General features: G+C 40.7%; 21 protein-coding genes and 1 rRNA gene. 3 read left to right on the top strand and 19 right to left on the bottom strand.

Annotated features, from left to right (window positions below; translation table 11 throughout):
• The 4 genes from P9Q65_RS01985 to glgA form a co-directional block, all read right to left on the bottom strand.
• A 23S ribosomal RNA gene (locus P9Q65_RS01985) occupies positions 1–125 on the bottom strand; the annotation flags it as partial.
• Between the two features lie 437 nt (positions 126–562).
• Positions 563–1,264 carry a CvpA family protein gene (locus P9Q65_RS01980; protein ID WP_304507413.1) on the bottom strand — a complete coding sequence of 234 codons (702 nt, stop codon included), beginning with the start codon at positions 1,262–1,264 and terminating at the stop codon, positions 563–565.
• A gap of 40 nt (positions 1,265–1,304) precedes the next feature.
• A complete protein-coding gene (locus tag P9Q65_RS01975; protein ID WP_304507412.1) occupies positions 1,305–2,687 on the bottom strand; it encodes a DUF5711 family protein in 1,383 nt (460 codons plus the stop codon).
• A 258-nt stretch (positions 2,688–2,945) separates the two neighbouring features.
• Positions 2,946–4,400, bottom strand: a complete 1,455-nt coding sequence (gene glgA / locus P9Q65_RS01970; protein ID WP_304507411.1) for a glycogen synthase GlgA — start codon at positions 4,398–4,400, stop codon at positions 2,946–2,948.
• A 163-nt stretch (positions 4,401–4,563) separates the two neighbouring features.
• Between glgA and pepF the strand changes: the two genes are divergently transcribed.
• Positions 4,564–6,360 (top strand): oligoendopeptidase F, encoded by a 1,797-nt coding sequence (gene pepF, locus P9Q65_RS01965; RefSeq protein WP_304507410.1) that lies wholly within the window; start codon positions 4,564–4,566, stop codon positions 6,358–6,360.
• 46 nt (positions 6,361–6,406) lie between these two features.
• Here pepF and P9Q65_RS01960 read toward each other — a convergent pair whose 3' ends face one another.
• The gene (locus P9Q65_RS01960) at positions 6,407–7,030 is read right to left on the bottom strand and encodes an undecaprenyl diphosphate synthase family protein (protein ID WP_304507409.1); all 624 of its coding nucleotides are present in this window, start codon (positions 7,028–7,030) and stop codon (positions 6,407–6,409) included.
• Positions 7,031–7,400: 370 nt separating this feature from the next.
• On the opposite strand from P9Q65_RS01960, the gene P9Q65_RS01955 reads away from it, so the two are divergent.
• Complete coding sequence (locus tag P9Q65_RS01955) at positions 7,401–7,970, top strand: hypothetical protein (RefSeq protein WP_304507407.1); 570 nt, start codon at positions 7,401–7,403, stop codon at positions 7,968–7,970.
• 238 nt (positions 7,971–8,208) lie between these two features.
• Here P9Q65_RS01955 and P9Q65_RS13360 read toward each other — a convergent pair whose 3' ends face one another.
• The 11 genes from P9Q65_RS13360 to P9Q65_RS01905 form a co-directional block, all read right to left on the bottom strand.
• Positions 8,209–8,355, bottom strand: coding sequence for a 3'-5' exonuclease (locus tag P9Q65_RS13360; RefSeq protein WP_442870828.1), 147 nt, complete (start codon positions 8,353–8,355; stop codon positions 8,209–8,211).
• Between the two features lies 1 nt (position 8,356).
• Complete coding sequence (locus tag P9Q65_RS01950; protein WP_304507405.1) at positions 8,357–9,115, bottom strand: hypothetical protein; 759 nt, start codon at positions 9,113–9,115, stop codon at positions 8,357–8,359.
• The gene (locus tag P9Q65_RS01945) at positions 9,102–11,321 is read right to left on the bottom strand and encodes a hypothetical protein (protein WP_304507404.1); all 2,220 of its coding nucleotides are present in this window, start codon (positions 11,319–11,321) and stop codon (positions 9,102–9,104) included. Before P9Q65_RS01945 ends, P9Q65_RS01950 begins: the two co-directional genes overlap by 14 nt.
• Positions 11,318–12,178, bottom strand: a complete 861-nt coding sequence (locus P9Q65_RS01940) for an ABC transporter ATP-binding protein (RefSeq protein WP_330695130.1) — start codon at positions 12,176–12,178, stop codon at positions 11,318–11,320. Before P9Q65_RS01940 ends, P9Q65_RS01945 begins: the two co-directional genes overlap by 4 nt.
• Positions 12,179–12,590: 412 nt before the next feature.
• A complete protein-coding gene (locus tag P9Q65_RS01935) occupies positions 12,591–14,033 on the bottom strand; it encodes a sensor histidine kinase (protein ID WP_304507402.1) in 1,443 nt (480 codons plus the stop codon).
• Complete coding sequence (locus tag P9Q65_RS01930) at positions 14,030–14,695, bottom strand: response regulator transcription factor (protein WP_304507401.1); 666 nt, start codon at positions 14,693–14,695, stop codon at positions 14,030–14,032. The genes P9Q65_RS01935 and P9Q65_RS01930 overlap by 4 nt, the downstream gene beginning before the upstream one ends.
• Positions 14,696–14,776: 81 nt before the next feature.
• Positions 14,777–14,956 (bottom strand): DNA-binding protein, encoded by a 180-nt coding sequence (locus tag P9Q65_RS01925; RefSeq protein WP_304507399.1) that lies wholly within the window; start codon positions 14,954–14,956, stop codon positions 14,777–14,779.
• A gap of 370 nt (positions 14,957–15,326) precedes the next feature.
• Positions 15,327–16,067 (bottom strand): carboxymuconolactone decarboxylase family protein, encoded by a 741-nt coding sequence (locus P9Q65_RS01920; protein ID WP_304507398.1) that lies wholly within the window; start codon positions 16,065–16,067, stop codon positions 15,327–15,329.
• Between the two features lie 2 nt (positions 16,068–16,069).
• Complete coding sequence (locus P9Q65_RS01915; RefSeq protein ID WP_304507397.1) at positions 16,070–16,552, bottom strand: flavodoxin; 483 nt, start codon at positions 16,550–16,552, stop codon at positions 16,070–16,072.
• 1 nt (position 16,553) lies between these two features.
• On the bottom strand, positions 16,554–17,282 hold the full coding sequence (locus P9Q65_RS01910; protein WP_304507396.1) for a RibD family protein: 729 nt from the start codon (positions 17,280–17,282) through the stop codon (positions 16,554–16,556).
• A 12-nt stretch (positions 17,283–17,294) separates the two neighbouring features.
• Complete coding sequence (locus tag P9Q65_RS01905) at positions 17,295–18,467, bottom strand: iron-containing alcohol dehydrogenase (RefSeq protein WP_304507394.1); 1,173 nt, start codon at positions 18,465–18,467, stop codon at positions 17,295–17,297.
• 122 nt (positions 18,468–18,589) lie between these two features.
• On the opposite strand from P9Q65_RS01905, the gene P9Q65_RS01900 reads away from it, so the two are divergent.
• Complete coding sequence (locus tag P9Q65_RS01900; protein ID WP_304507393.1) at positions 18,590–19,024, top strand: MerR family transcriptional regulator; 435 nt, start codon at positions 18,590–18,592, stop codon at positions 19,022–19,024.
• 219 nt (positions 19,025–19,243) lie between these two features.
• On the opposite strand, the gene P9Q65_RS01895 is transcribed toward P9Q65_RS01900, so the two are convergent.
• From P9Q65_RS01895 to P9Q65_RS01885, 3 genes are all read right to left on the bottom strand, one after another.
• Complete coding sequence (locus P9Q65_RS01895) at positions 19,244–20,101, bottom strand: class I SAM-dependent methyltransferase (protein WP_304507392.1); 858 nt, start codon at positions 20,099–20,101, stop codon at positions 19,244–19,246.
• A gap of 350 nt (positions 20,102–20,451) precedes the next feature.
• On the bottom strand, positions 20,452–20,664 hold the full coding sequence (locus P9Q65_RS01890) for a hypothetical protein (protein ID WP_304507390.1): 213 nt from the start codon (positions 20,662–20,664) through the stop codon (positions 20,452–20,454).
• Positions 20,665–20,700: 36 nt separating this feature from the next.
• A complete protein-coding gene (locus P9Q65_RS01885; RefSeq protein ID WP_304507389.1) occupies positions 20,701–21,993 on the bottom strand; it encodes a M56 family metallopeptidase in 1,293 nt (430 codons plus the stop codon).
• Between the last annotated feature and the right edge of the window lie 2 nt (positions 21,994–21,995).

Raw genomic sequence — 21,995 nt, 5'->3', positions numbered from 1 at the left:
TTCCCCATTCAGAAATCTCCGGATCGATGGCTATTTGCGCCTCCCCGAAGCTTATCGCAGCTTATCACGTCTTTCATCGGCTCCTAGTGCCAAGGCATTCTCCTTGTGCTCTTTCTTGCTTGACCAGTTCGTTAGATTTTTGTTTTGATGTACTAAGTACTGCAACCTAACATTTCGTAGAAATGTCAGAGCAATGCGATATCAAAACAAAAATCGGTTTTCATTACGAAGTAATGAAAAAACTTCCTTAATTGCTTTGACTCTCTTTTTCATCAAATCAATCATCTTAGCTTGTTCTTTGGAATGTTTCGTAGTAGCGATACTACGGTTTTTGTTAGCATCGTCTGCTAACTTTTACTACATTTATTTCTAAAGAAAATTTATTTTTTCTCGATTGACTCTATTTTTTCTTGTATTCAGTTTTCAAGGTACAGTATAACTTCTTATTTTTACGGCCTTTTTGCGACCGCCTAAACATACTATCATGTATAAACTTCTTTGTCAACAATTTTTTTCGTTTTTTTTCGCATGGTATCTAAAACCGTTAAAAGCGCTGGTTTTATCAAGCAAAAATTGTAAGAATTAAATACATCAAAATATTATTTTCATATAAAAATAATGCAACAACAGATTGGTTAAGTGCAGAAAACATCGGCTGCAGCTTTACATTACACTGTAAATAAGTCATTACAATGGCAATAAGCCAAACCCAAAAAACTCCTTTTGTCCCACCAACCAGCAAGCCACAAAAGCGATTGAAAAAATTCAGTATCGGAAGTTTACTAACAAGATTTAATGCTTTTAATACAACTTTTGCAACAATTAAAACAACGATAAAAACAAGAATTACGCTAACAACATTTATGCATACATTAGCCAAAAATCCAGCAATATAGTCCTTTAAGCCGTCTACATTCAATAAGTTATAGATCACAGGATTATTATTTTCCAATAGTGCATTCTTCATAAAATCCGGCAATTGTATGTTTTGAATAATCTCTGTTTGGGAATGCATCGCCGCATTATTCACCAGCGTATCTAACTGCATGGATTTCCCAATAGAACTGGCTAAAGATCCAAACATTGGTGTTTGCCGCAATAGCTTTCCCGCAACAGGTGTAAGAAATTTTACAGCTACCAACGCTGCCACCATGGGCAAAAAACTCAGTGCCTCCAATATAAATCCCTTACGGTACCCGTTAGCCGCACAAAATATAATCCAAAGTATTACCGCTCCATCCAAAATCAATGGCATTTGTTCCATAATTCACACCTTCTTCTTTCATAAAAAATCACCCTTGCTGTTATTCCGCCTCGTTTGTTTGGGTCTGCGGCTCATCTAAATCTGAAATTTGCCGTTCCGCCTCGGAGGGAGCCTCGTTATCTGTTGTCGTATCCCCCGTTTCAGCCATACCGCCCACAACCTCATGCTCTGTTTCCGTTTCCTCTGAAACTATAGTTCTTGCTGTGCGGTCTCCTTTCATTTCCGTAATCATGGCTTCATTTTTTGTTACAAGCATAACCTGCTCCAACCGTTCCATAGGCAAAATATCTCGTACATTAGAAGTTGCCCGATAACTCCAGTCCAACTTTCCATTATGCCTTAATCCGAAATACAATTTATCCACGCCAATAACAACACCCTGTTCTGATACCTGTAAATAATCTACATCGCCGTCGCCTTGGTAAGAAGCACTTTCCTTTCCACTGCTATCTATCCAGCAAATGGCGCCTTTTTCTCGACCATCCTTGTTTGCAATTGCGTCCCCCAATGCAAGAACTACATAGCTTTTATTTGATAAAGAGACTTGCAGCACCCTGTTTTCCAGAGGATAATTCCAAGTTTCCTGCCCTGCGGAAGAGATTCCGTACACAAAACTATCGGAAACAGCAGCAACCACTCCACTCTGCATATAACCAACAACGGGAATAATTTCACCACTTTTTTCAACCGCGGCAAACATGCTGTCTGTATAGTTCTCGCTGTCATCGGGATTTATGTAAAAAAACAAGACGCGCCCAATGGGTTCCACATCCGAAGTATCTAAATAACTTACCACAAAAGCTTTGTTATCATCTGAAACATCTGAGGATAGGGGAAATACCCCATCACTTTCCTCCACACGCCCTTTTAACAATGTTCCGCCTGCATTATATATCTGGATAGAATATGCATTATCCCCCTTGGAAATGACAGATAAATATCCGTTGGAGTTTAAAGCAAACTGCATCAGTTCTCCCTCTGTTTGCACCGAATACAGCATTCCATTTTCACCATAAACCCGAATCGTTTTTCCGCTCATGTCCCCTACCGCCACATAGTTTCCTTCTGAAACCATTTGAGGAATGGTCATATTAAACGTATCATTCCACTTACGATCACCCATTTCATTAAAATATTTCACACCATCCTTTGTGCAAAGTAAAAAGCTTTTTCCGAAAATTTGAAATGTAGTACGACTGCTCTCATCTATAGACATTTTTTTGCTGGTTTTCATAGTACTCTCCGGTTCCTCCTCTGAAGAATTCTTCTGAAATACATTGGAAAAGTACCCCTGAAGCTTCCCTGTCCCATGAAAAGTATCTATGTAAACATATCCTGCCGCCCCACCAACCAAAGTCAGCACGATCAGCAACATAATTAGTCCTTTGTCTTTTCCTTTCCGTTCCTTTTGGCTCTTTCCCATAGGCTGCTCCTTCCCATTGAACAATTTATATCATAAATTTCATCTTACTATATTTCACACTCTTTTTCAATTTTTGACTATAAAAACATGGCTCCTTTTCCGTCTTTTTCAGACAAAACATAAAAATTTATTTTTTCATATAATATAATCCGCTTTTTTACGCTTGTAAAGCATATAAAAAAGCCTCGCAAAAAGAAATCCACATTAAACATAAATTGTTTAACTTTTAATTCTTTCTACCAAGGCTTTGCTCTTGCCTTATTCTTTTGGTGTTGCTTCATCTTTCAGCATTTCATAAAGCTTAATATATTTTGAAGCCGAATTTGCCCACGAATAGTTGCTGTTCATGGCATTTCTTACAACATGGCTCCATTCTTCTTTCCCCTTGTTATAAACTTGAAGGGCCTGATCCAATGCCCAAAGAATACCGCCTCCATCATAGGATTCAAATAAGAAGCCGTTGCCTTCTTTTGTCTCGGGCTGATATTGAGAAATGGTATCCGCCAAACCTCCCGTTTTTCTTACAATAGGCACCGTACCGTAACGCAGACTGAACATCTGCCCTAAGCCGCAGGGTTCAAATCTGGAAGGCATCAAAAACATATCCGCTCCGGCATAAATCTGCTGTGCCAAAGTTTCATCAAAAAAAATGTTTAAGCTGGCTCTTCCCGGATACCGATTTGCCATTTCTCTGAAAAAATATTCAAACCTTGTTTCCCCTGTTCCAAGCAAAACAAACTGTACATCTCTTTGCATCATTTCATGAAAAACATGGGACAAAATATCAAGACCCTTCTGGTCAGCCAAACGAGTAATCATAGAAATAATGGGGATATCCCTTCGTTCAAGCCCCAAACGTTCTTGAAGCGCCCTTTTGTTTTCCTTTTTTCTTTCCAAATGGTTCTCATCATAATTACAAACAATGCAATTATCCGTTTCTGGATTGTTCGCCTTATAATCAATTCCATTGATGATTCCGCTCAAAACATCCTTGCGGCTGCGCAGAACCCCATCCATACCATAGCCGTATTCCCATGTTTGAATTTCTTTGGCATAGGTTTCACTTACCGTAGAAATCCTGTCAGCATAAGTCAATCCCATTTTTATATAGCTGACATTATTATAAAACTCCACATTTCCATTTTCATAGCAGTAATAAGGTGCACCCAAAATTTCCATGGTGCTCTTGTCAAAATTCCCTTGATATTGCAAATTATGAATGGTAAACAATGTTTTAATTCTTGAATAATAAATCATCTTGCTGTAAATCTCTTTCAAATATAAACAAATGGGTCCCGTCTGCCAATCGTTACAGTGCAAAACATCGGGATAAAAGTCCAGCATCGCCATCATATCCAAAACCGCTTTTCCAAAAAAAGCAAAGCGTTCATTGTCGTCACCATAGCCATATAGATTGCCACGACCAAAATAAAAATCATTTTCTATAAAATAAATGGGTACTTCTTGGGGCTTTACCAATATTTTTGCCCGCTGAATACGCCAAAATAAATGCACATCAAACTCTCCAAGATATTTCACGTCTTGCATCTCACTGTTTTTCACAGACATATGGCGAGGAATCACTACACGAACATCCACACCCTGCGCTTTTAAAGCTTTTGGCAGCGACCCCACAACATCACCCAAACCACCGCTTTTTATAAAGGGTGCCGCCTCAGAGGCAACGATCAATACCTTTAACCCATTTTTCATACTTTTCACCTCAGTTGCTATCATACTATGATTTCTTAAGGGTAGCAAGAAAATCTTCTCTTTTCCTTCATATCCCAACAAAAAAGTGGTATACTATCACAGAAAAAACATTTGTATAAATAAATAAAATTTCAATAAATTCTCTTTCAGAAAGGATGATATCATGAATCATGTTCTACCCGAAAGAAAAGAGGCAAATCCTGATTTTAAATGGCATATTGAGGATTATTATGCAAAGGATTCCCAATGGGAAGAAACCTTTGCCGCTCTGCAAAAGAAGCTGCCGGAAATGTCAGCCTTTGTCGGCCATCTGGCAGACTCAGCCCAGACTCTCCTAAATTGCTTAGTAAAAAACAGTGAATTTTCCCTCACCTTAGATCAACTTTTTACCTATGCAAATATGCGTCTGCATGAAGATAGTGCCAACGCCTTTTATCAAGGCATGTCATCTCGTGCTGAAATGCTGTTAATTCAGTATTCTGCAACAGTTTCTTTCATCTCTCCGGAAATCATCAGCATTCCGGAAGAAAAACTGGCAGGCTTTCGTAAGGAACTTTCCCAAGAATTTAAAATATATGATCACTATTTTGATTCTCTGCTGAGACAAAAGGATCATACCCTTTCCCCTGCTGAGGAAGAGCTTTTGGCAAAAGCCTCCGAATTGGGAGGCGCACCCCAGAACATTTTCACAATGCTCAATGATGCGGACATTCAATTCCCCATGATTACTGATGAAGAAGGTAACCAAAGGGAGTTGACCAAAGGCCGCTATGTTACCTTTTTGGAAAGCCCAAACCGAAGAGTCAGACAAGAAGCCTTTCAATCTTTGTATCGTGTTTATCTTGCCCAGAAAAATACCCTTGCGGCAACTTACAGCGCTTCTGTAAAAAGCGATGTGTTTTTTGCAAAAACAAGAAAATACACCTCCGCAATGGAAATGGCTTTAACCGATGATAATATTCCCTTATCGGTATATGATACCCTCATTGAAACGGTGCATAAAAACCTGCCCCTTCTTCATAGATATGTAGACATTCGCAAAAAAGAGTTGGGCGTAGATGAACTTCACATGTATGATCTTTATGTGCCTCTGGTGTCAGAAGCTGATGTGAAAATCCCTTATGAGGAAGCCCAAAAAACCGTTACGAAAGCACTCCATGTTTTAGGTGACGACTATATAAAAGCTCTGAAAATGGGAATGAACAGCGGTTGGATTGACGTGTACGAAAACAAGGGAAAACGGGGCGGCGCCTATTCTTGGGGTAGTTATGGGGTCCATCCTTTTGTTTTGCTAAACCATAATGATACCATTAACAGTATGTTTACCCTAGCCCACGAAATGGGTCACGCATTGCATAGTTATTTTACTTGGGAAAAACAGCCCTATCTTTACAGCGGCCATAAAATTTTTGTGGCAGAGGTTGCCTCAACCTGTAACGAAGCCTTGCTTATGGAACATCTTCTTCATGCAACGGAAGATAAAAAAATGCGGAAATATTTAATCAATTATTTCTTAGAGCAGTTCCGTGGCACTTTATTCCGTCAAACAATGTTTGCTGAATTTGAAAAAATCACCCATGAAATGGCAGAACAAGGAGAGCCTTTGACCTGGGAATGCATGAATGAAATCTATCGTGATTTAAACAAGCAATATTTTGGAGAGAATATCACCATTGATGAGGAAATTGATATTGAATGGGCAAGAATTCCCCATTTCTATAATGCTTTTTATGTATATCAATATGCAACCGGTTACAGTGCAGCCATTGCCCTTTCCCGTAAAATTCTTGATGAAGGCAAACCTGCCATAGACGCATACCTGGATTTTCTCTCTAAAGGAGATAGTGAATATTCTATTGACCTGTTAAAGGGTGCAGGGGTTGACCTTTCCACGGCTGATCCTATTCAAAAAGCCCTTACTTTATTTAAAGAGTTATTAGACGAATTCGAAACATTATAGTTTCTTCACATAAAAAAGCATCATCCTTGTTGGATGATGCTTTTTTTTAACCGCCTAGATTTATTTCCTGTTTACTATACCAACGAATTGCTTCGTCCAAATGTTCTTCTTTAAAATCCGGCCAGAAATCATCAATAAAATAAAAATCCGAGTAAACAGATTGTAACGGCAAAAATCCTGACAAACGCTTTCTGCCACCCCAGCGTATCACAAGATCCACACGAGAAACATCATTGGACTTTAACGGCCCCTTTAGTTCATTTTTCACATATCCTGTATCCCATTCCCAGCTATAGTTTACTAAAAAATTAATTCTGATACCGCCCTTGCCAAAAGTTTTCCTTGTTGTATAGGGTTTCAGTTCTTCGGGAAACATCTTGGAATTTGTGTTTCCCAAAACAAGCAACTCTGCATCTTGTTCAGAAAGAAGTTTCACAGCCTCTACGCAGGCATTTGTAAAAGAGCGCCTTTGCTCCGTGGGACGCTTGGTGTTATCCACCGTAAATCCATAATAAGTGATTTCCTGCACACCTATTTTCTTGCAAAGCTTGTACATTTCCAACCCGGGATTCAGCCCTCGATCGTATCCGTCTTTTTTCTCCAGACCGTTTTCCACCGCCCAGCGGCGGTTACCATCCGGTATTACGCCAATATGCTTTGGTATTCTCATGTTTTGTCTCCTTACATACTCAATTTTCCGTAAGCTATGAAATAAGTATACCACAACAGCGAAAAATAATAACATAATTTGGATTTTTTTTGTTTTAGCCCCATTCAGTTTTTATTTGAGGTTAAATTGCTCCAAAAAAATTTGCAAAAAATCCAGCAATTTAATAATACGTACGCCATCTACAAAAGAATGATGCACTTATACGAAAAAAGGAAGTATCTTTTTGAAATTTTGTATTATATAAATCATAACGCAAAAATGGAAGTTTGTTTGTTCTTTATAATTAAATTAAAAATCAAACAATTTAACCCATTTATATCCATAATATGGTATTATTTTAGTAAAATACGAAAGGATGGCGGTGGAGTATATGATTCAATCAATTAATGGTTTAAGTAACACAACAAATACATTTGATAAACTTCAGGAAGAGAATAAAAAGAAAACAGCAGAAAGCAACGAGCTTGCAGCAGCATTAACCGGTGTTGCAGAAACAGAAGATGTTTCAGAAAGCAACACGAAATCAACAACCAAGCCCCCTGTAATGGATGTAATAGAAATTAGTCCGGAAGGTCGTGCTGCTGTTGCAGCGCAAAAAGCACAATCAACAGAGAACCAAACCCTTGCACAATCAAATCAAACTTTAACTAATACAAAAGCAGTAGCAAAAACCACATCGGAAGGATCCGCTGAAGATTCCTCCGCAGTTGACCTGAGTGGTCTGACTGAGGAGCAAATCAACAAACTTGTAGATGAGGGAAAAATCACACAAGCAGATGCGAACATTGAATTGGCTAAACGGGAAGCGCAAAAAGTTGCAGAAGATGCCGCCAATGAAGCTGTACAAGAAGCAACAGCCTCTCCCCTAGAAACTTCTAACAAAAATTCCTCAGATGATCTATCTAAGACCGGCCTTGTAGCAGCGGCTGTACAAGAATAAATCAATAAAAAAGAGAGAAACAGCCATACTGTCATTTTACAATCAGTATGGCTGTTTCTCTTCATAAAATTCAAAAAGTTTTCCCACCGACATCAAAAACCTTTGCAATATCCATTGCCAGCTTTAAAGGACGGATTATACAATCCCTTTTCCAACCTGCTGATCGTCGCTTTTCGAACCTTGAAATACTGCATTTTCTACTTTTATGGCTTATACCAACAAAATTGCAGCTTATTGCCTAGGATAAGATAAATAGCATAAATCTTTTCGCTCTGGCCACCGCGACATATATATTGTTTTTTTCTTGTCCCATTTCTCTGCCTCCATTATTAACAGCTCGATAATGGGGAAAAGTTTCTTCTGTTATATCTATTATAAAAACCATTTCATATTGATGTTCCTGGCTTTACTTTATGGGTCTGCTGCGTCTTATCAGACTTGCAAGTCACACCCCAAATAATTAAAAATACGCCTATGGCTGCATACATGGTTTTTCCGATCCACACGGAAAACGGTACAGTGAAAGCGGGTTCTCCCCCTGCTCCCATTGGCAGGGACAATGGCATTTTCTGAAAAAAGCTGCTCCCGAATAAATCAAGGGCATTCGGCATTGGAAGATACCCAAGCAGAAAAACAAGCGGCATCAGCATATAAATAAAAGCGGGATGTATCTTGCCTATTATAACGCCGATACCGAGGAAAAACAGCATAGCAGGAATCAGTGTCAGCAGTACAGGCAGCAAAAAATGGCTGAAATCCGTATATCGAAAGTTTACCGCATAAAACCACAGGCTTACGCCAACAGAAACAACGGAGATACACACAAACCCTACCATTATTGCACAGCAGCGTAGCAACCCAAGCTGTTTCTGATCCATAGGGGTAGTCTCGGTAATGCGGCGTACCTCCTGTTCCTGTCTGGAGTATAGAAATGATACGAAAAACAGCAGGGTAATCAGTAAAATTGGCAGCATTCTTGAAAGATACATGCCAAAGCTCCATAAGGAAAACGGAGCCGTATTTGCCGTTCCCAGCACAATTTCACCTCCCATCACCTGATAACTGTATAAAAACGTGATAATAAGCAAGCCTACAAAAAACTTATTGCATAAATTACGTCGCAACTCATACTTAAATAGCTTCATCAATGTTCAATTCCTCCTCTTTTAAACCGCAAGCGTTCAGAAAATCGTGCCATGTGATAAAAGGCGGATGCTCTGTACCTCCGTTTTGATATAGTTCAGTCAGAACGGCATCCATTTTATCTTCACCAATGAGTTGAGCAGCTTTATAAACTTTCAGTGCCATCCCCGCATGGGTTCTGATGGTGGAAAACTCCACCTGTAAATCGGCAATGTACTTCTCCGGGAGTATGTTTGCATACTCAGGATGTCGTACATAAAAATTGCGGTTCATATTGCTCCATGCCTTTTCCCATTCTTTCACATGATTCTCTATGGCATACCCCTCTCCATACATCTCCTTTGCCATCCGATAGGCGGCATAAACGGACAGGCCTCCATTCGTCCAGTCAGAATTTTCAGCATCCATAACCATAGCGCCTTGCAACCACCACGTCTGAATAATTTCCGTAGAAATGCTATCAGCAATAGTTGCCCCACTATGGAAGTTGATAAATCCATCCTCACTAAAATGAGATTCGTCCATAATGTTCAAGTTACCGGAACTACCCCCACCGAACATATGCCCAGCCGTTTCTAAAATACTGAATGGTTCAACTTCCGTGTAACCCAAAGGGCCGAATTGATTTGTGCAATAGGTAATGGTATTCTCCAAAATTTGTTCAATTTCCAGCTTTTCCATCTTATTTTCATGCTTTTGGCTGTAATAAAAGTAGATTGGGGCTACGCTGCCAGACAATTCTTTTTTAACATAGTTCCCTGCAAACAGGCTGGCAGAGCCGCTTGGATCGTCAATACGCCATGTTTTTGTACCGTCTGTATTAACCTGAATGACCTGTGCCGTCTTGCCGGATGAAATCAGTTCAAGTTCTGACGGGAGGGTGATTTCTCCGGTAACTCCGGCACCTTCGTCTGACGCATTTATAACAGGCCGAAGGTGGATGCCGCCCAATTCCACATAATCCTTTTCAATCTTATGTCCGGATAAATGTCTGCGGGTTTCCGACCATATTTTAGGGTAGCCTTCATACCTGACTTCAAGCCTGATTTCTTCTTCGGAGGGTAAAGAAACCGCAATATCCTTCATATGCTCATGGTCGTTCTTCTTGTCCGTAAAAGATACTGCCTCCCCATTAGCGGTAATATGGTCAATGGTATAGCCCGGATTTATCTGCAAAATACACTCCTGGGGCTTACCGCTACTGTTTTTCAGTTGATATACCGCTGTGCTTTTCAGACGGGAACGGGAAGCTTCAATGTCCGTCTCAAGCTGTGTGGACACCAGTGTAAGATTGGAGTTTTCCTCAGCGTAAGGACTATCCATCGCCACAATTGTTTGTGTACCTCCAACCCCCGAACCGTAAATTTTTGCTGGGGAATGGTCGATATATGGTTCTGCATGATAAAGGTAAACACCAAAGCACAGGAAAGCGATGGATAGTTCCAGGAGGTAAGCCTTTCGGACATTATGTGTAAAAGAACCAAATAGCCCTTTCCGATAATTACGCACACACAGTAAGCCAAGAAACCATATTCCCGAAAGGATACTCAACCAGAAAAGGCGGTTATAGACTGCCGTACGAAAAATAATCCCATTGCTGAAATCATCGGATAATCCCGGTACAAGCGGATTAATCCACCGCAGGATATATTCGCTTTCTGCCCATGGACTCAAACTGAAAAAAGTAAATACAGCAAAAAGAACAAAACTTAGATCCACCCGGCGGATCATCTGATAAAATGCAGTTGTCGCTAAAATCGACAGCCAAAGGGAAGGCAGCATCAGGATAAAAAAACAATCCAGATATTCTAAAAAGTTAAATACCACGCCCATCCGATAGACGGTATAGGGTAGATAAAGAACAGAGGCTGCAACGGTTGTGACAAGTGCCGCTGCAAGCAGGGAAATCAGTTTTGCACCGCCCAACAGTAGTGGGGAAGTAATGCTTTCCGTTAAAGCATCGGTGTGGTACTTGTATACCCGATCAAATTCATACAGCGCAAGGAGCGCAAACAAAATCCCGCCGCCCAGTCCCCCTGCCAGAACAGGATTTGCCAGTACAAAACTGGCGGTAGTCGCCGTTACAGCCGTTTGATGAACGCTATATCCTATTAAGGGACAAAGTAGCGTAAGCACCATGACCAGCCATGTGGATTTCGACTGGAAGATACGGCTTGTTTCTACCTTTATGTAGGAAAAGAAGCTCATTGTTTATCTCCCTCCTTGCCAATCAGGTACATATAGGCATCCTCCAGTGTAGGTTCCACCACCTGCGCGCCAAACGGTAACTGCTTGGCAACAATGCGATAATGAACACCGTTTGCAGTATTTACCCGTGCAGTTACCTTAAATCCCTGTTCCTCCTGCTGATTTTCCAAAAGCCCCACGTGTCCCTGCGCTGACAAAATCAATTGTTCAGGCGTTCCGTCAAACAATATTTTACCGTGGTTAATTGCAATCAGACGGTTACACACAGATTGTACGTCCTCAATGATATGGGTGGAAAGCAGGACAATTTTATCCTGTGCATTTTTGGAAAACAGGTTGCGGAAGCTGATTCGTTCCTCCGGATCAAGACCAACCGTAGGCTCGTCAAAAATAAGCAATTCCGGGTTCCCCAAAAGCGCCTGTGCAATACCGACCCGCTGACGCTGGCCTCCGGACAGTGTTCGGATTCGCGCTTTCCGCTTATCCTTCAAATTGGTTTCCTGAATTACTCGTTCAATGTCTTTTTTGTTGTCCCTTATCCCTTTCAGCGCCGCCATGTAATCAAGAAACTGCCAAACAGTCAGCTCGTCATACAGTCCAAAACTCTGAGGAAGATAGCCAAGCTTGCTTTTTAATTTTTTCTCTTTGTGTACAAGAGGTTCGCCATCAAGAAGAATACTGCCCCCTGTGGGCAAAAGCCCAGCGGTTAGCAAATTCATAAAGGTGGATTTCCCCGCACCGTTCGGGCCTAACAGCCCGATTAAGTTGGGGCTTTTTATGTCAAGGGAAATATCCCGCAAAGCAATTTTCCCAGTTGGATAGGTCATGTTGAGATTTTGTACCGATATGTTCATCATGTAAGTTCCTTTCTTTTTTATAAGTTATCAAGTTGTTTCCGTCTGTTGAACTGTTATTTACTTACCTTTTTGCGTATCATGAGCCGGTCGTTCCAGTACCTGTACCTTGCCGCACTTGAGCTTTACACAATAGTTCATCTGACCGCTTACGGATTGGTCATATTGGCAGATGCCCAACAGCGACAACTGGCAGGATAAAAAAGAGTAGTGTGCTTTTACTTTTTTTTCGTGTAATGGATAACCATGGACGTTTGCTAAAACTCATTCAGACCTTATCCTCCTTGATAAAAGTAAATTTGTTGTTACTCCTGTATTGTATCCGTCCAATATTTCACCAGTTTGTCATAGCAAAAATTATTTTGGGGCAAAAAAATACCCTCTGCCTGTTTTAGCAAAGGGTATCCATTGAAAACTAAAAAGAAATTGTAAACCTCATTCCTTTTTTAAAAGGAACAAAAGAATACTGAAAATGATAAGCAGTTAAAATTTGTGCTGTGATATATAGGCCCAAACCGCTCCCGCCGCTGTTTCTTGCCCTTGAGAAATCCGGGCGGTAAAAGGGTTCAAAGATATGCTCTAAATCCTTTGCTGCAAGAGGGGTACATTCATTTTCGATAATGAGCTTTCCCTTTTGGGTATATACCCGAATTTGTCCTCCGACAGCAGTGTAGCCTACCGCATTGGACAGGACGTTGGAAACAGCTTTGGAAAACGCCTCCGGCGGTATCTTAACGATAAGTGCTTCAGGCACATTTACTTCCATAAGCAACCCCTTGGTCTTGGCAATCAGCAAATAAGGGTCGATCACCTGTATCAACTGCTTACCGAGCGGCACATCCTGCACTTCTTCATCCCCGGCAGAAAAATTCAGCTTTGAAGTATCCAGAATATTCCCGATCATATCGCTTAGCTTCTCGATCAACTCTTTGCATTTTGGTAAGTAAGTATCATGATCCTTGAATTTGCCGACGCCCAGCATCATATTATCCAGCATAAAGCCGACTGCCGTAACGGGTGTTTTCAGTTCATGGGAAGCAGCCCGCATAAAATCCACTTTTGACTTTTCTACCTCGCTGACATGATCGATTTCTTTCTGTAAGCTGTCAATCGTAGAGAGAAGGCTTTTATAAAGAAAATTAACATTTTCCGCAAGCTTTCCGATTTCATCCTCACTGTTCACCTGGCAAACAGCCTTTCTGTCCAGCTGCTCCATTTGCTCCGTTGTTTTGGAAATATGAGTAATGGGGCTTGTCAGCCTTTTGGAACAAAACAGAGCGAATAACACAGAGACAATAAGGCAGAGCAGCAGCGTAAAAGGGAGCAGCTCCAGCACGACACTTTTCGCTTCGCTGACAGGTTGAAGGGTTATCATGGTTTCTAAGCTACAGGACTGCCCCGATGGACTGGTGAAGGTTTCTTCTGTTCGAATAAACTCCGCAGATGGATATAAAATAACATTTTTTATTCCATTCTCAATCTCAATGGTGTTGGGAGGAAGTCCTCCCGACTTGCCATCAAAAGAGGAAGCCTGAAATGAAAAACGAGCATTATCACTACTCGCAATATCCTGAATGTACACTGATCCATATACAAGGGATTCCCCGTTGTAATTAAGCTTTGCAAACACTTGGTTCTGCTGCGCGTATTTTTCGGTTTCTTCTTTTACCTGCCCGGCGTCCATGCTTTGCAGCCTTTGCACCATTTCGTGATGGTTTTCTTTCATGGCGCTTTCTTTTTGATTGACATAAACAATCGGCATCAAAGCATAAATCAGAGCATGACCGATCAAGGTGATAACCACCATGAGAAACAGCGTATATAAAAAGGTTTTAGGAAATAATTTTATTCTATTCATTCTGATCCCTCAAGCTTATATCCAATTCCCTTGATTGTTTTGATGCAATCAATTCCCAGCTTGTTTCTCAACCTGCTGATATACAGATCAATGGTACGGTCGGATTCGGGCGATTCCAACCCCCATAATTCATCCAATATCTGATTTCGTGTCAAAACCAACCCTTGATTATCTATCAGAAATTTAAGTAATCGCAATTCTTTTTGAGGCAAATCAATAGGTTCGTTACCCTTGTAGGCAGTGTAGGCATAAAAGTTAACCGCAAGGTCTTTCCACTCCCAGCTACGCACATCTTTACCTTTTCCAGCCCTGCGAAGTAATGCTGTAATGCGTTTTCCCAATAACACAATGGAGCAAGGTTTGGTAATATAATCGTCAGCCAATCCGTCAAAGCTGGCAATTTGTGTTTGCTCGTCCTTAATTGCCGTCAGCATCAAAACCGGGACATCACTACTTTGACGAATTTCTCTAAGAACTTCCATACCGTTTAATTTGGGAAGCATAATATCTAAAACAATAGCATCTATTGGAAAACTTTCAAATAAATCCAGCGCCTGTTGCCCGTCAAAAGCCGCGTGAACCTGATGCCCCGCACCTTTCAAGTACTCACAGATACTATCATTTGTATCCGGGTCATCTTCGACGATTAAAAGTCTTGCCACGTTTTCACTTCCTTTCATCAGAGAAATATAATAAGTTTAACGCCTGAATGTGTCATCAATTTATCATGTGTGATATTATCTTCACTTTTTGTTTTCTTTCAGCCTGCCGTCTGCTGGTTTTGGTGTATCCTTAGGAATCGCCCATGCACGACCAAAACGAACCGTGCCGTCAATTCTGTTTTCTTCGCAGAGCTTTTGTATTCTCCGCTTGGAGATCCCCCATTTATCAGACGCCTGCTGCACAGATATATAATCAAGCATTTGTATTCCTCCATCATGTATGTTGATTAAAGTATATACGCAAAAACGAATAAAATCAATAATCCTTTTCACTGAACATGTTCGTGATGATCGTCATTATTGGTTCGTTCTTAATCATCTATCCATGCAGTAAAATTGGGATGGGTCACGACAAGATACATGATGTCCATTGAAAAGGTAACGCTTCATTTTTATCCTGTTCAGATTTTACATTCAACTGGCGGGGTTTCCCTATATCCCCAACACTTCCTGGTCAATCCTTGCATAAGGGTGGTGTTAATTTCGATCAATGGATTTTTAGGGAATATGCTCCTGTTTAATAAAATAGATCCAGCTGCAAACAAAGGCTGGATCTACAAGAAAGCAGGATTTAATATTCATTTAGTTTAAAATACTCCTCATCGTTTACCGCTTCCAGCCATTCGTTTGATGCGCCCTCTGCGGGAACCTCAACAGCCAGATGTGCAAACCAGCTGTCCTTTGCAGCACCATGCCAGTGTTTGACATTCGGTGGGATATTCACTACATCACCGGGATGCAGTGCTTGCGCAGGCTTATTCCATTCCTGATACCAGCCGCTTCCTTTGGTAACCAACAGAATTTGACCGCCCTTGTAGTGGATATGCCAGTTATTGCGGCAGCTTGGTTCAAAGGTAACATGACCGATTGGAACTCGCTCTGTGGTCAGCATACATAGATGGGCATTCCCAATGAAATATTTTGCAAAGGCCTCCGGCAGCGGATCGCCAAGAGGAAACAGCGTGTCGATTCCAATACTCTTGTTTTCCTCCACCCAGATTTCCTTTGCCATGTTAAACGCCGCCCATGCTTTTGGCCAGCCTACATAAAAAGCTGCATGAGTGATAATTTCAACGATTTCTGTTTTGGTAACGCCGTTTCTTTTGGCTTCGTTCAAATGGAATTTAAGGGAACTATCCAGAATTCCGCAGGCCATTAATGCCGTAACAGTGACAATACTTCTGTCCCGGAGTGCCAGTTGAGCGCTTCTCGACCATACCTCACCGAACAACACATCATCATTTAACTGTGCAAATTTTGGAGCAAATTTGCCCAGCGCATCATGCCCCGCAGTTACCTCTTTTGGGTTCATGATTATACCTCCTCATGCATGGACTCTATCCATTTATCTATTTCGGCATTTGAAGTGATCAGCCGATTTTCATCAAAGCGTACATTCAGCCCCTTTTGTACATTAGCATTAACACAGGCTTTTGACACATCCTGAAAGGTATGCCCCAACCAGCCTGCGTTGGTAGCAAAGGGATAAACGGTCTTTCTTTCAAGAGACAACTGGGACAGCGTGGTTGCCACTGCAGGTGCATAGGTATACCACCAAACAGGTGACCCCAAAATAACCGTGTCGTAATCTTTCATATTTACATCCAGTGGAAAAATTTCCGGATGGAATCCACTATTCACCTCTCGCTGGGCCTGGTTTACTACATCGTCATAGCTCCCCTCATAAGGCATTACTGTTTTGATTTCCACTAAATCGCTGTCAATTTTTTCAGCTATCATTTTCGCAATTTTGCGGGTGTTTCCTGTATAAGAATAGTATAAAATTAAAGTTTTCATATCAACTCTCCTTTTTAACAAGATATCGCAGCCAAATGCTGCCGCCATTCATAATCTGAATGTTTTGCAGGTCAAATGAAACAGGTGCATTGGTGGTCAGTCCCTCTTTTTGCACAAAGAGGGTGGGAGTTTGTGTGGATCCATCCGCTACGGAAGCAATCACCACGCTTAATTCGTCGCACATTCCTGCCTGTAAAAACGACCAATTCATCACTCCGCCGCCACCCAGCATCAGCGTTTCGATGCCAAACAAGGTTTTCAGCTTGTGGAGAACAAGTCCATAATCCAGAGTGTTCTCACCGGCGATGATGTATGGAATATTCAAGATGCGCAAAAACGCTTTGTAGGCGTTAGACGCTTTCTCCGTCAATACCTCAATCACATGGGCGGCAGTGTCAATGTAGGTTAAGGTGTTTTTATCCCAACCCAGCTTGCCGTTGGGGTCGATGGAAATATAGTACATTCCGGCATTTGTGTTTACGATATAGTCACCTTCTGGCACTTTTGGTGCGTTTTCGTCCAGTTGAGGCTTGTGGTACAAGGTGAAATTATCGTCGGTAGTCACACGACCGGACAGCCAGCCTTGATGCTTATAGAAAGGTTCTTTCCCGAATGAAATGTTATAGAACGCATCCCCTGCGGCAGAGCCTTCGGGTGTGCTCATATAATTGCCCATGATTTTCCCATCTAAAGAAGTCATCATGTGGCAGAAAATATATGGTCTTTCCATGTGGTTTCTCCTTTACTGATAAGATTTTTCAAAAATAGCAACACAGGCATCGTCAGAAAGCGGCACACGGTCGCAACCAAACAAACCTCCCATGGTAGTACGTGCATTCTGCGCAAGGATGCTAAATTCAGTGGGCAAAATGCCGTACTCCGACATCTTTAAGTCTGATACACCGCAGTCTTTCTGAAGCTGATCCAATGCAAGAATGAAATCCATCGGCTCCTTAGCTTCTTCCATGCCCAAAGCCTGTGCCATACGGACAAATCTGTCATCACAGGCATGATTTTCAATAAAGAAAGTAAAATACGCTTTAGAAATCATGATAAGGCCAGCACCGTGGGGCAGGTCATGATGGAATGCACTCATGGCGTGTTCCAGCGAATGTTCACTGGTACAGGCGCTGATGGTCATTACCACACCGGAAAGTGTATTTGCGAAAGCAACACCCTCACGAGCTTCCATGTCGCCCCCGTCCTTAACAGCACGGACAAGATACTTGCCAATATTTTCAATGGCGGTCAGGGCATACATATCACTCATGAGATTAGCTGCTGCGGAGATGTAACACTCCACACTGTGGAACAGAGCGTCAAAGCCTTGATAAGCGGTAAACTTTGCGGGAACAGATTTCATCAAAGCGGGGTCAACCACTGCTAAAACCGGAAACAGCGAATCATAACCACCAAAACCCATTTTCTCATTGGTTTCTTCGTTAGAAACCACGCCCCACTGATCTACCTCAGAACCGGTACCGGCAGTTGTGGTGATAGCGATTATGGGCAGAGGTGCATTTTTCAGCACCTTACCTTTACCGGTACCACCGTTCATGTAATTCCACAGATCACCGTCGTTGCTTGCCATGGCTGCAATGGCCTTGGACGCATCCATAACGCTACCGCCACCAAGGGCAACTACAAAATCACAGCCCTCTTTGCGGGCAACAGCAGCACCCTCCATCACTGTAGATTTGAGGGGATTTGCCATGATTCGGTCAAAGAGAACTGTTTCTACACCGGCAGTCTTCAACTCAGCTTCCGCTGTAGCTAGTGCACCGTTCTCCCTTGTGGATCTGCCATTAGAAATAACCAGGAATGCTTTTTTACCGGGCATGGTCTGACCATGAAGATTATTAATTTGACCCTCCCCAAAAAGAATACGGGTAGGGACATACATTTGAAAACTCATATTTTAACCTCCTAATTTTGTTGACGAACAGAAATGTCATTCGTATAATGTACTTATAGTTCAATTAAAGGATACAACTTAAAGTCCACTTTAAGTCAAGCCTTTTTAGGAGGATTTTGAAAATGTTTTATACCATTGGCGAAATGGCAAAGAAACTGAACGTGGCAGCTTCCACGCTGCGATATTATGATAAGGAAGGGCTGCTGCCTTTTGTGGAGCGTTCTGGTGGTGGAATTCGAATGTTTAAGGATGAAGACATGGAATGGCTAACCATCATTGAGTGTCTGAAGCAAACTGGAATGCCTATTCGTGATATTAAAACTTTTATTGATTGGTGCATGGCAGGTGATGCTACGATTGACCAGAGGCTAGATCTAATCGATCGACAACGAAAGTCTGTAGAACAGCAGCTGGCTCGGATGCAAAACACGCTACGTGTATTGGAGTACAAGCATTGGTACTATGAAACTGCTAAAAAAGCAGGTACCTGCGCCGTTCATGATACTTTGTCGAAAGAACAAATTCCCAAACAGTTCCGCAATTGGATACATGGCTAATCTATTGCCCATGCTCTCAACTAATTTGGCAAAAAAAATAAAGCCGCCCGGTATTATCTTCCGTGGCGGCTTTTGCTATCCGTTTACATTCCTATGACGCTCCAGAATATCCTTGCAAAAGGACGTTGAATAGGTTTTTATTTCAATATAGAAATGTCATTAAAAAGATGAACCAAACTTTATTTGATATATCTATCCATAGTCACCTTTGAAAAAAAACTATACTTTGCGAACTATAATACCAAATGTATCTGAATGTTCGGTCAATGATTCTCCTTTTAAATTATGATAGACTTTTTCAATTTTAAATCCATTTTTCGTAAGCATCTCTGTAATCTCTGTCAAACTAAATAATCGATGATAAATTCTTATAACCTTTGTGATACCCTCTTCATCAATAATGGTATATTGCAACCCCTCTGTCTTTGGTTCTTCATACAAATAGGTATTAAGTATTTCTATATACGGTTTAGGACTCCAGAATCCTCCTTGGCTTATAGAAACATTCGTTAAAGTTGCGGTTTCTTTTTTTTCCGTAACTACATCCAATATAAAAATCCCGTTATCTCTTAAGGATCTATGTATTTTTGAAAGCAATAGCTCTTGCTCCTTTGGGCTAAGTGCACAAAAATCATAAAAAATCAGTGTTGCTATATCAAAAGATTTCTCGAAGTTAATATCAAGATAATTCTTTTTAATGAAAAAAGTTTTCTCATACTCCGGTTTTATATTTTCATTTGCATAGTTAATAGACCTTTCAGAAATGTCTATTCCTGTAATTGTTGCTCCAGTTTTAGCAAACTCCTTCACATAAAGTCCTGGTCCACAACCCAAGTCTAATACATCTTTCCCTTCCTTCATATCCGTTAACTTAATTATAAAACTTGTTTCTGAATCAATAGTTTCTTTCGTCTTACTGGCAGCCTCAATATCGGGATTCAAATGAAAATTCAGCATCTGCTCTGAAATATATTCGTCCTCCCAAAATTTATCAGTTCCCTTTTTAAAGATATCTGGTTGCTGAATTGAATTTTTTAGTACCGAAAGGTTAATTTTGTTATTATCTATAATTTTCAATATTAATTCTCCTTTATTTTAATATTTCGTTTTATTTTAGGTAAAGTTATAAATTCAGAATAAACAGTATTTATTCTGTGTTTGTTTTCAAAAGGAAAAACTAAAAAAACTTTTAAAAACAAAAAAACGCCTCAGAAATTCTGAGACGCTAAATAATCACTCAGAATAGTTAAAACAACGTATCACAAATAAACCATCAAAGACTAGTGGCTTCAAATAACTTATTTGGATTAAAATGTTGTTTTAAATATTCGTTTCCAATTCATTCAATTGTTACAATGAACCGGATAAATCAACTCCTTTTACTTTACCTAGGCAGAATCATATCATATTAACAACCTTTTGTAAAGTTAACTCTCTTTAAATTTCTTTGTATTGTAAGCCATAGCCTTTATACCACAAAAAATATAACACAATTTTGATGGTTTTACATTTCTAATGTCGTCCAGAGCATCCTTGCACTCTTGATTTGGTAACTTCCAAAACCATTTATCACCAACCTTTTCAGATAGCACACCAAGATTTCTTTTCGCTGTCATCAGTGTTCTAAGGGATATCTCCATGTAAAAGTTTCTCCCTGCTACTGTTTTTTTGTTTAGCTATTCTATAGTAATAACACCGTCTTCAATTTCCGTCACTTTAAAATCCGTTTGAGGAACTATGAGCACTTCTTCCTTGTTTGGATCAACCTTGAGTGAAACCTGATCTCCATTTTGTATATTAGTTAAAATCTGTTCATGTTCTTGGATGGTTTTATCCGCAGTTTGCTGCGATAAACTACCGTTCTGAACTTCTTCCTGAATCATGATTTTGTATTTTTTTAACCAATCTTGATAATCATTGTAACTAATTTGATTAATGGTTAAGGTTAAGCCATTCTGCAAATCTGATTCGGTTGTAGAAGCTATATATTGGGTTGCAGTTTCCTTTGCCGTGTCTGCCGCACTGGCGGATGTGGCAAACACGGTTGCTGTACCAGCCACAAGTATAGTGGCCATTGTTATACTTAACATAGTGACTTTTTTTATTTTCATAATACACATAATCCTTTCTTCAATAACGTTTTTGCTGAAGTTGCTACACATAGGAGATAATCTGCTTTTTTTCTCCTCCATGCTGATAAGCATCATAGCATAGGCAGATTTCATTGTTTCACCGAATTTCTGCAGCACAGTTTCATCGCAGGAAAGCTCGATATCACGATTTGCCAGCGCATACATAACCCATACCAACGGATTAAACCAATACACACACAAAACCAATGCCAGTAGCAGCTTCGTCAGATTGTCAAATCGCCGAATATGCACAAACTCGTGCATAAAAATATATTTCAGCTTAGTTTCGTCCATATAATCCATTGTTTTAGGCAGAAGCACCACGGGGTGGAATATCCCATAAGTCAGCGGCGCTTTGATTCTGTCGCTTTGCATGATTTGAACCTTACGCCTCATAGGCTGTTCCCACAACCACTGATACACAGCGCGATTCTCTACAGGCAGAGATGCTTGGAATTCTTTGCAGCATTTGATATAGGTTACAATAAAAAATAATGAACAGGCACATACGCCCGTGAGCCAAATAAGCATTATGGGTGAAATGCTTACTCTCGTCGCACCATTCTCAACGGTATGCATTGTACCCAAAAGAACATTATTTGTCATCATTGCAGCATCGGGTATCATCATCTCTGAAAATGTCTGTTTCAACAGGTTGATACCTGTAAAAAAGCTAAGATGAGACGGGATAGAAAACGGGATGCACAGGCGGCAGATCACAACGCCCCACAGAACAAGAAATGTCTTTTTAGGCAGCCTGTAAAGGGCAAGAGCGCGGATAATAATAACTGCAACAATGAGAACCGTCCCGGAAAGACTCATTTGGAAAATATCCATAC

The organism is Anaerotignum sp. (genome assembly GCF_030625865.1).
Lineage (GTDB): Bacteria > Bacillota > Clostridia > Lachnospirales > Anaerotignaceae > Chakrabartyella.
This window is presented reverse-complemented; position numbering and strand designations above follow the sequence as displayed.

Excerpts from the sequence above, each read along its gene's own strand:
- P9Q65_RS01975 (WP_304507412.1), bottom strand. The coding sequence starts at position 2,687 with ATGGGAAAGAGCCAAAAGGAACGGAAAGGAAAAGACAAAGGACTAATT.
- P9Q65_RS01925 (WP_304507399.1), bottom strand. The coding sequence starts at position 14,956 with ATGCTTGATTATATATCTGTGCAGCAGGCGTCTGATAAATGGGGGATC.
- P9Q65_RS01940 (WP_330695130.1), bottom strand. The coding sequence starts at position 12,178 with ATGATGAACATATCGGTACAAAATCTCAACATGACCTATCCAACTGGG.
- P9Q65_RS01935 (WP_304507402.1), bottom strand. The coding sequence starts at position 14,033 with ATGAATAGAATAAAATTATTTCCTAAAACCTTTTTATATACGCTGTTT.
- pepF (WP_304507410.1), top strand. The coding sequence starts at position 4,564 with ATGAATCATGTTCTACCCGAAAGAAAAGAGGCAAATCCTGATTTTAAA.
- P9Q65_RS01980 (WP_304507413.1), bottom strand. The coding sequence starts at position 1,264 with ATGGAACAAATGCCATTGATTTTGGATGGAGCGGTAATACTTTGGATT.
- P9Q65_RS01945 (WP_304507404.1), bottom strand. The coding sequence starts at position 11,321 with ATGAGCTTCTTTTCCTACATAAAGGTAGAAACAAGCCGTATCTTCCAG.
- P9Q65_RS01920 (WP_304507398.1), bottom strand. The coding sequence starts at position 16,067 with ATGAACCCAAAAGAGGTAACTGCGGGGCATGATGCGCTGGGCAAATTT.
- P9Q65_RS01955 (WP_304507407.1), top strand. The coding sequence starts at position 7,401 with ATGATTCAATCAATTAATGGTTTAAGTAACACAACAAATACATTTGAT.
- P9Q65_RS01910 (WP_304507396.1), bottom strand. The coding sequence starts at position 17,282 with ATGGAAAGACCATATATTTTCTGCCACATGATGACTTCTTTAGATGGG.
- glgA (WP_304507411.1), bottom strand. The coding sequence starts at position 4,400 with ATGAAAAATGGGTTAAAGGTATTGATCGTTGCCTCTGAGGCGGCACCC.
- P9Q65_RS01960 (WP_304507409.1), bottom strand. The coding sequence starts at position 7,030 with ATGAGAATACCAAAGCATATTGGCGTAATACCGGATGGTAACCGCCGC.
- P9Q65_RS13360 (WP_442870828.1), bottom strand. The coding sequence starts at position 8,355 with ATGGTTTTTATAATAGATATAACAGAAGAAACTTTTCCCCATTATCGA.
- P9Q65_RS01900 (WP_304507393.1), top strand. The coding sequence starts at position 18,590 with ATGTTTTATACCATTGGCGAAATGGCAAAGAAACTGAACGTGGCAGCT.
- P9Q65_RS01905 (WP_304507394.1), bottom strand. The coding sequence starts at position 18,467 with ATGAGTTTTCAAATGTATGTCCCTACCCGTATTCTTTTTGGGGAGGGT.
- P9Q65_RS01950 (WP_304507405.1), bottom strand. The coding sequence starts at position 9,115 with ATGAAGCTATTTAAGTATGAGTTGCGACGTAATTTATGCAATAAGTTT.
- P9Q65_RS01885 (WP_304507389.1), bottom strand. The coding sequence starts at position 21,993 with ATGGATATTTTCCAAATGAGTCTTTCCGGGACGGTTCTCATTGTTGCA.
- P9Q65_RS01890 (WP_304507390.1), bottom strand. The coding sequence starts at position 20,664 with ATGGAGATATCCCTTAGAACACTGATGACAGCGAAAAGAAATCTTGGT.
- P9Q65_RS01915 (WP_304507397.1), bottom strand. The coding sequence starts at position 16,552 with ATGAAAACTTTAATTTTATACTATTCTTATACAGGAAACACCCGCAAA.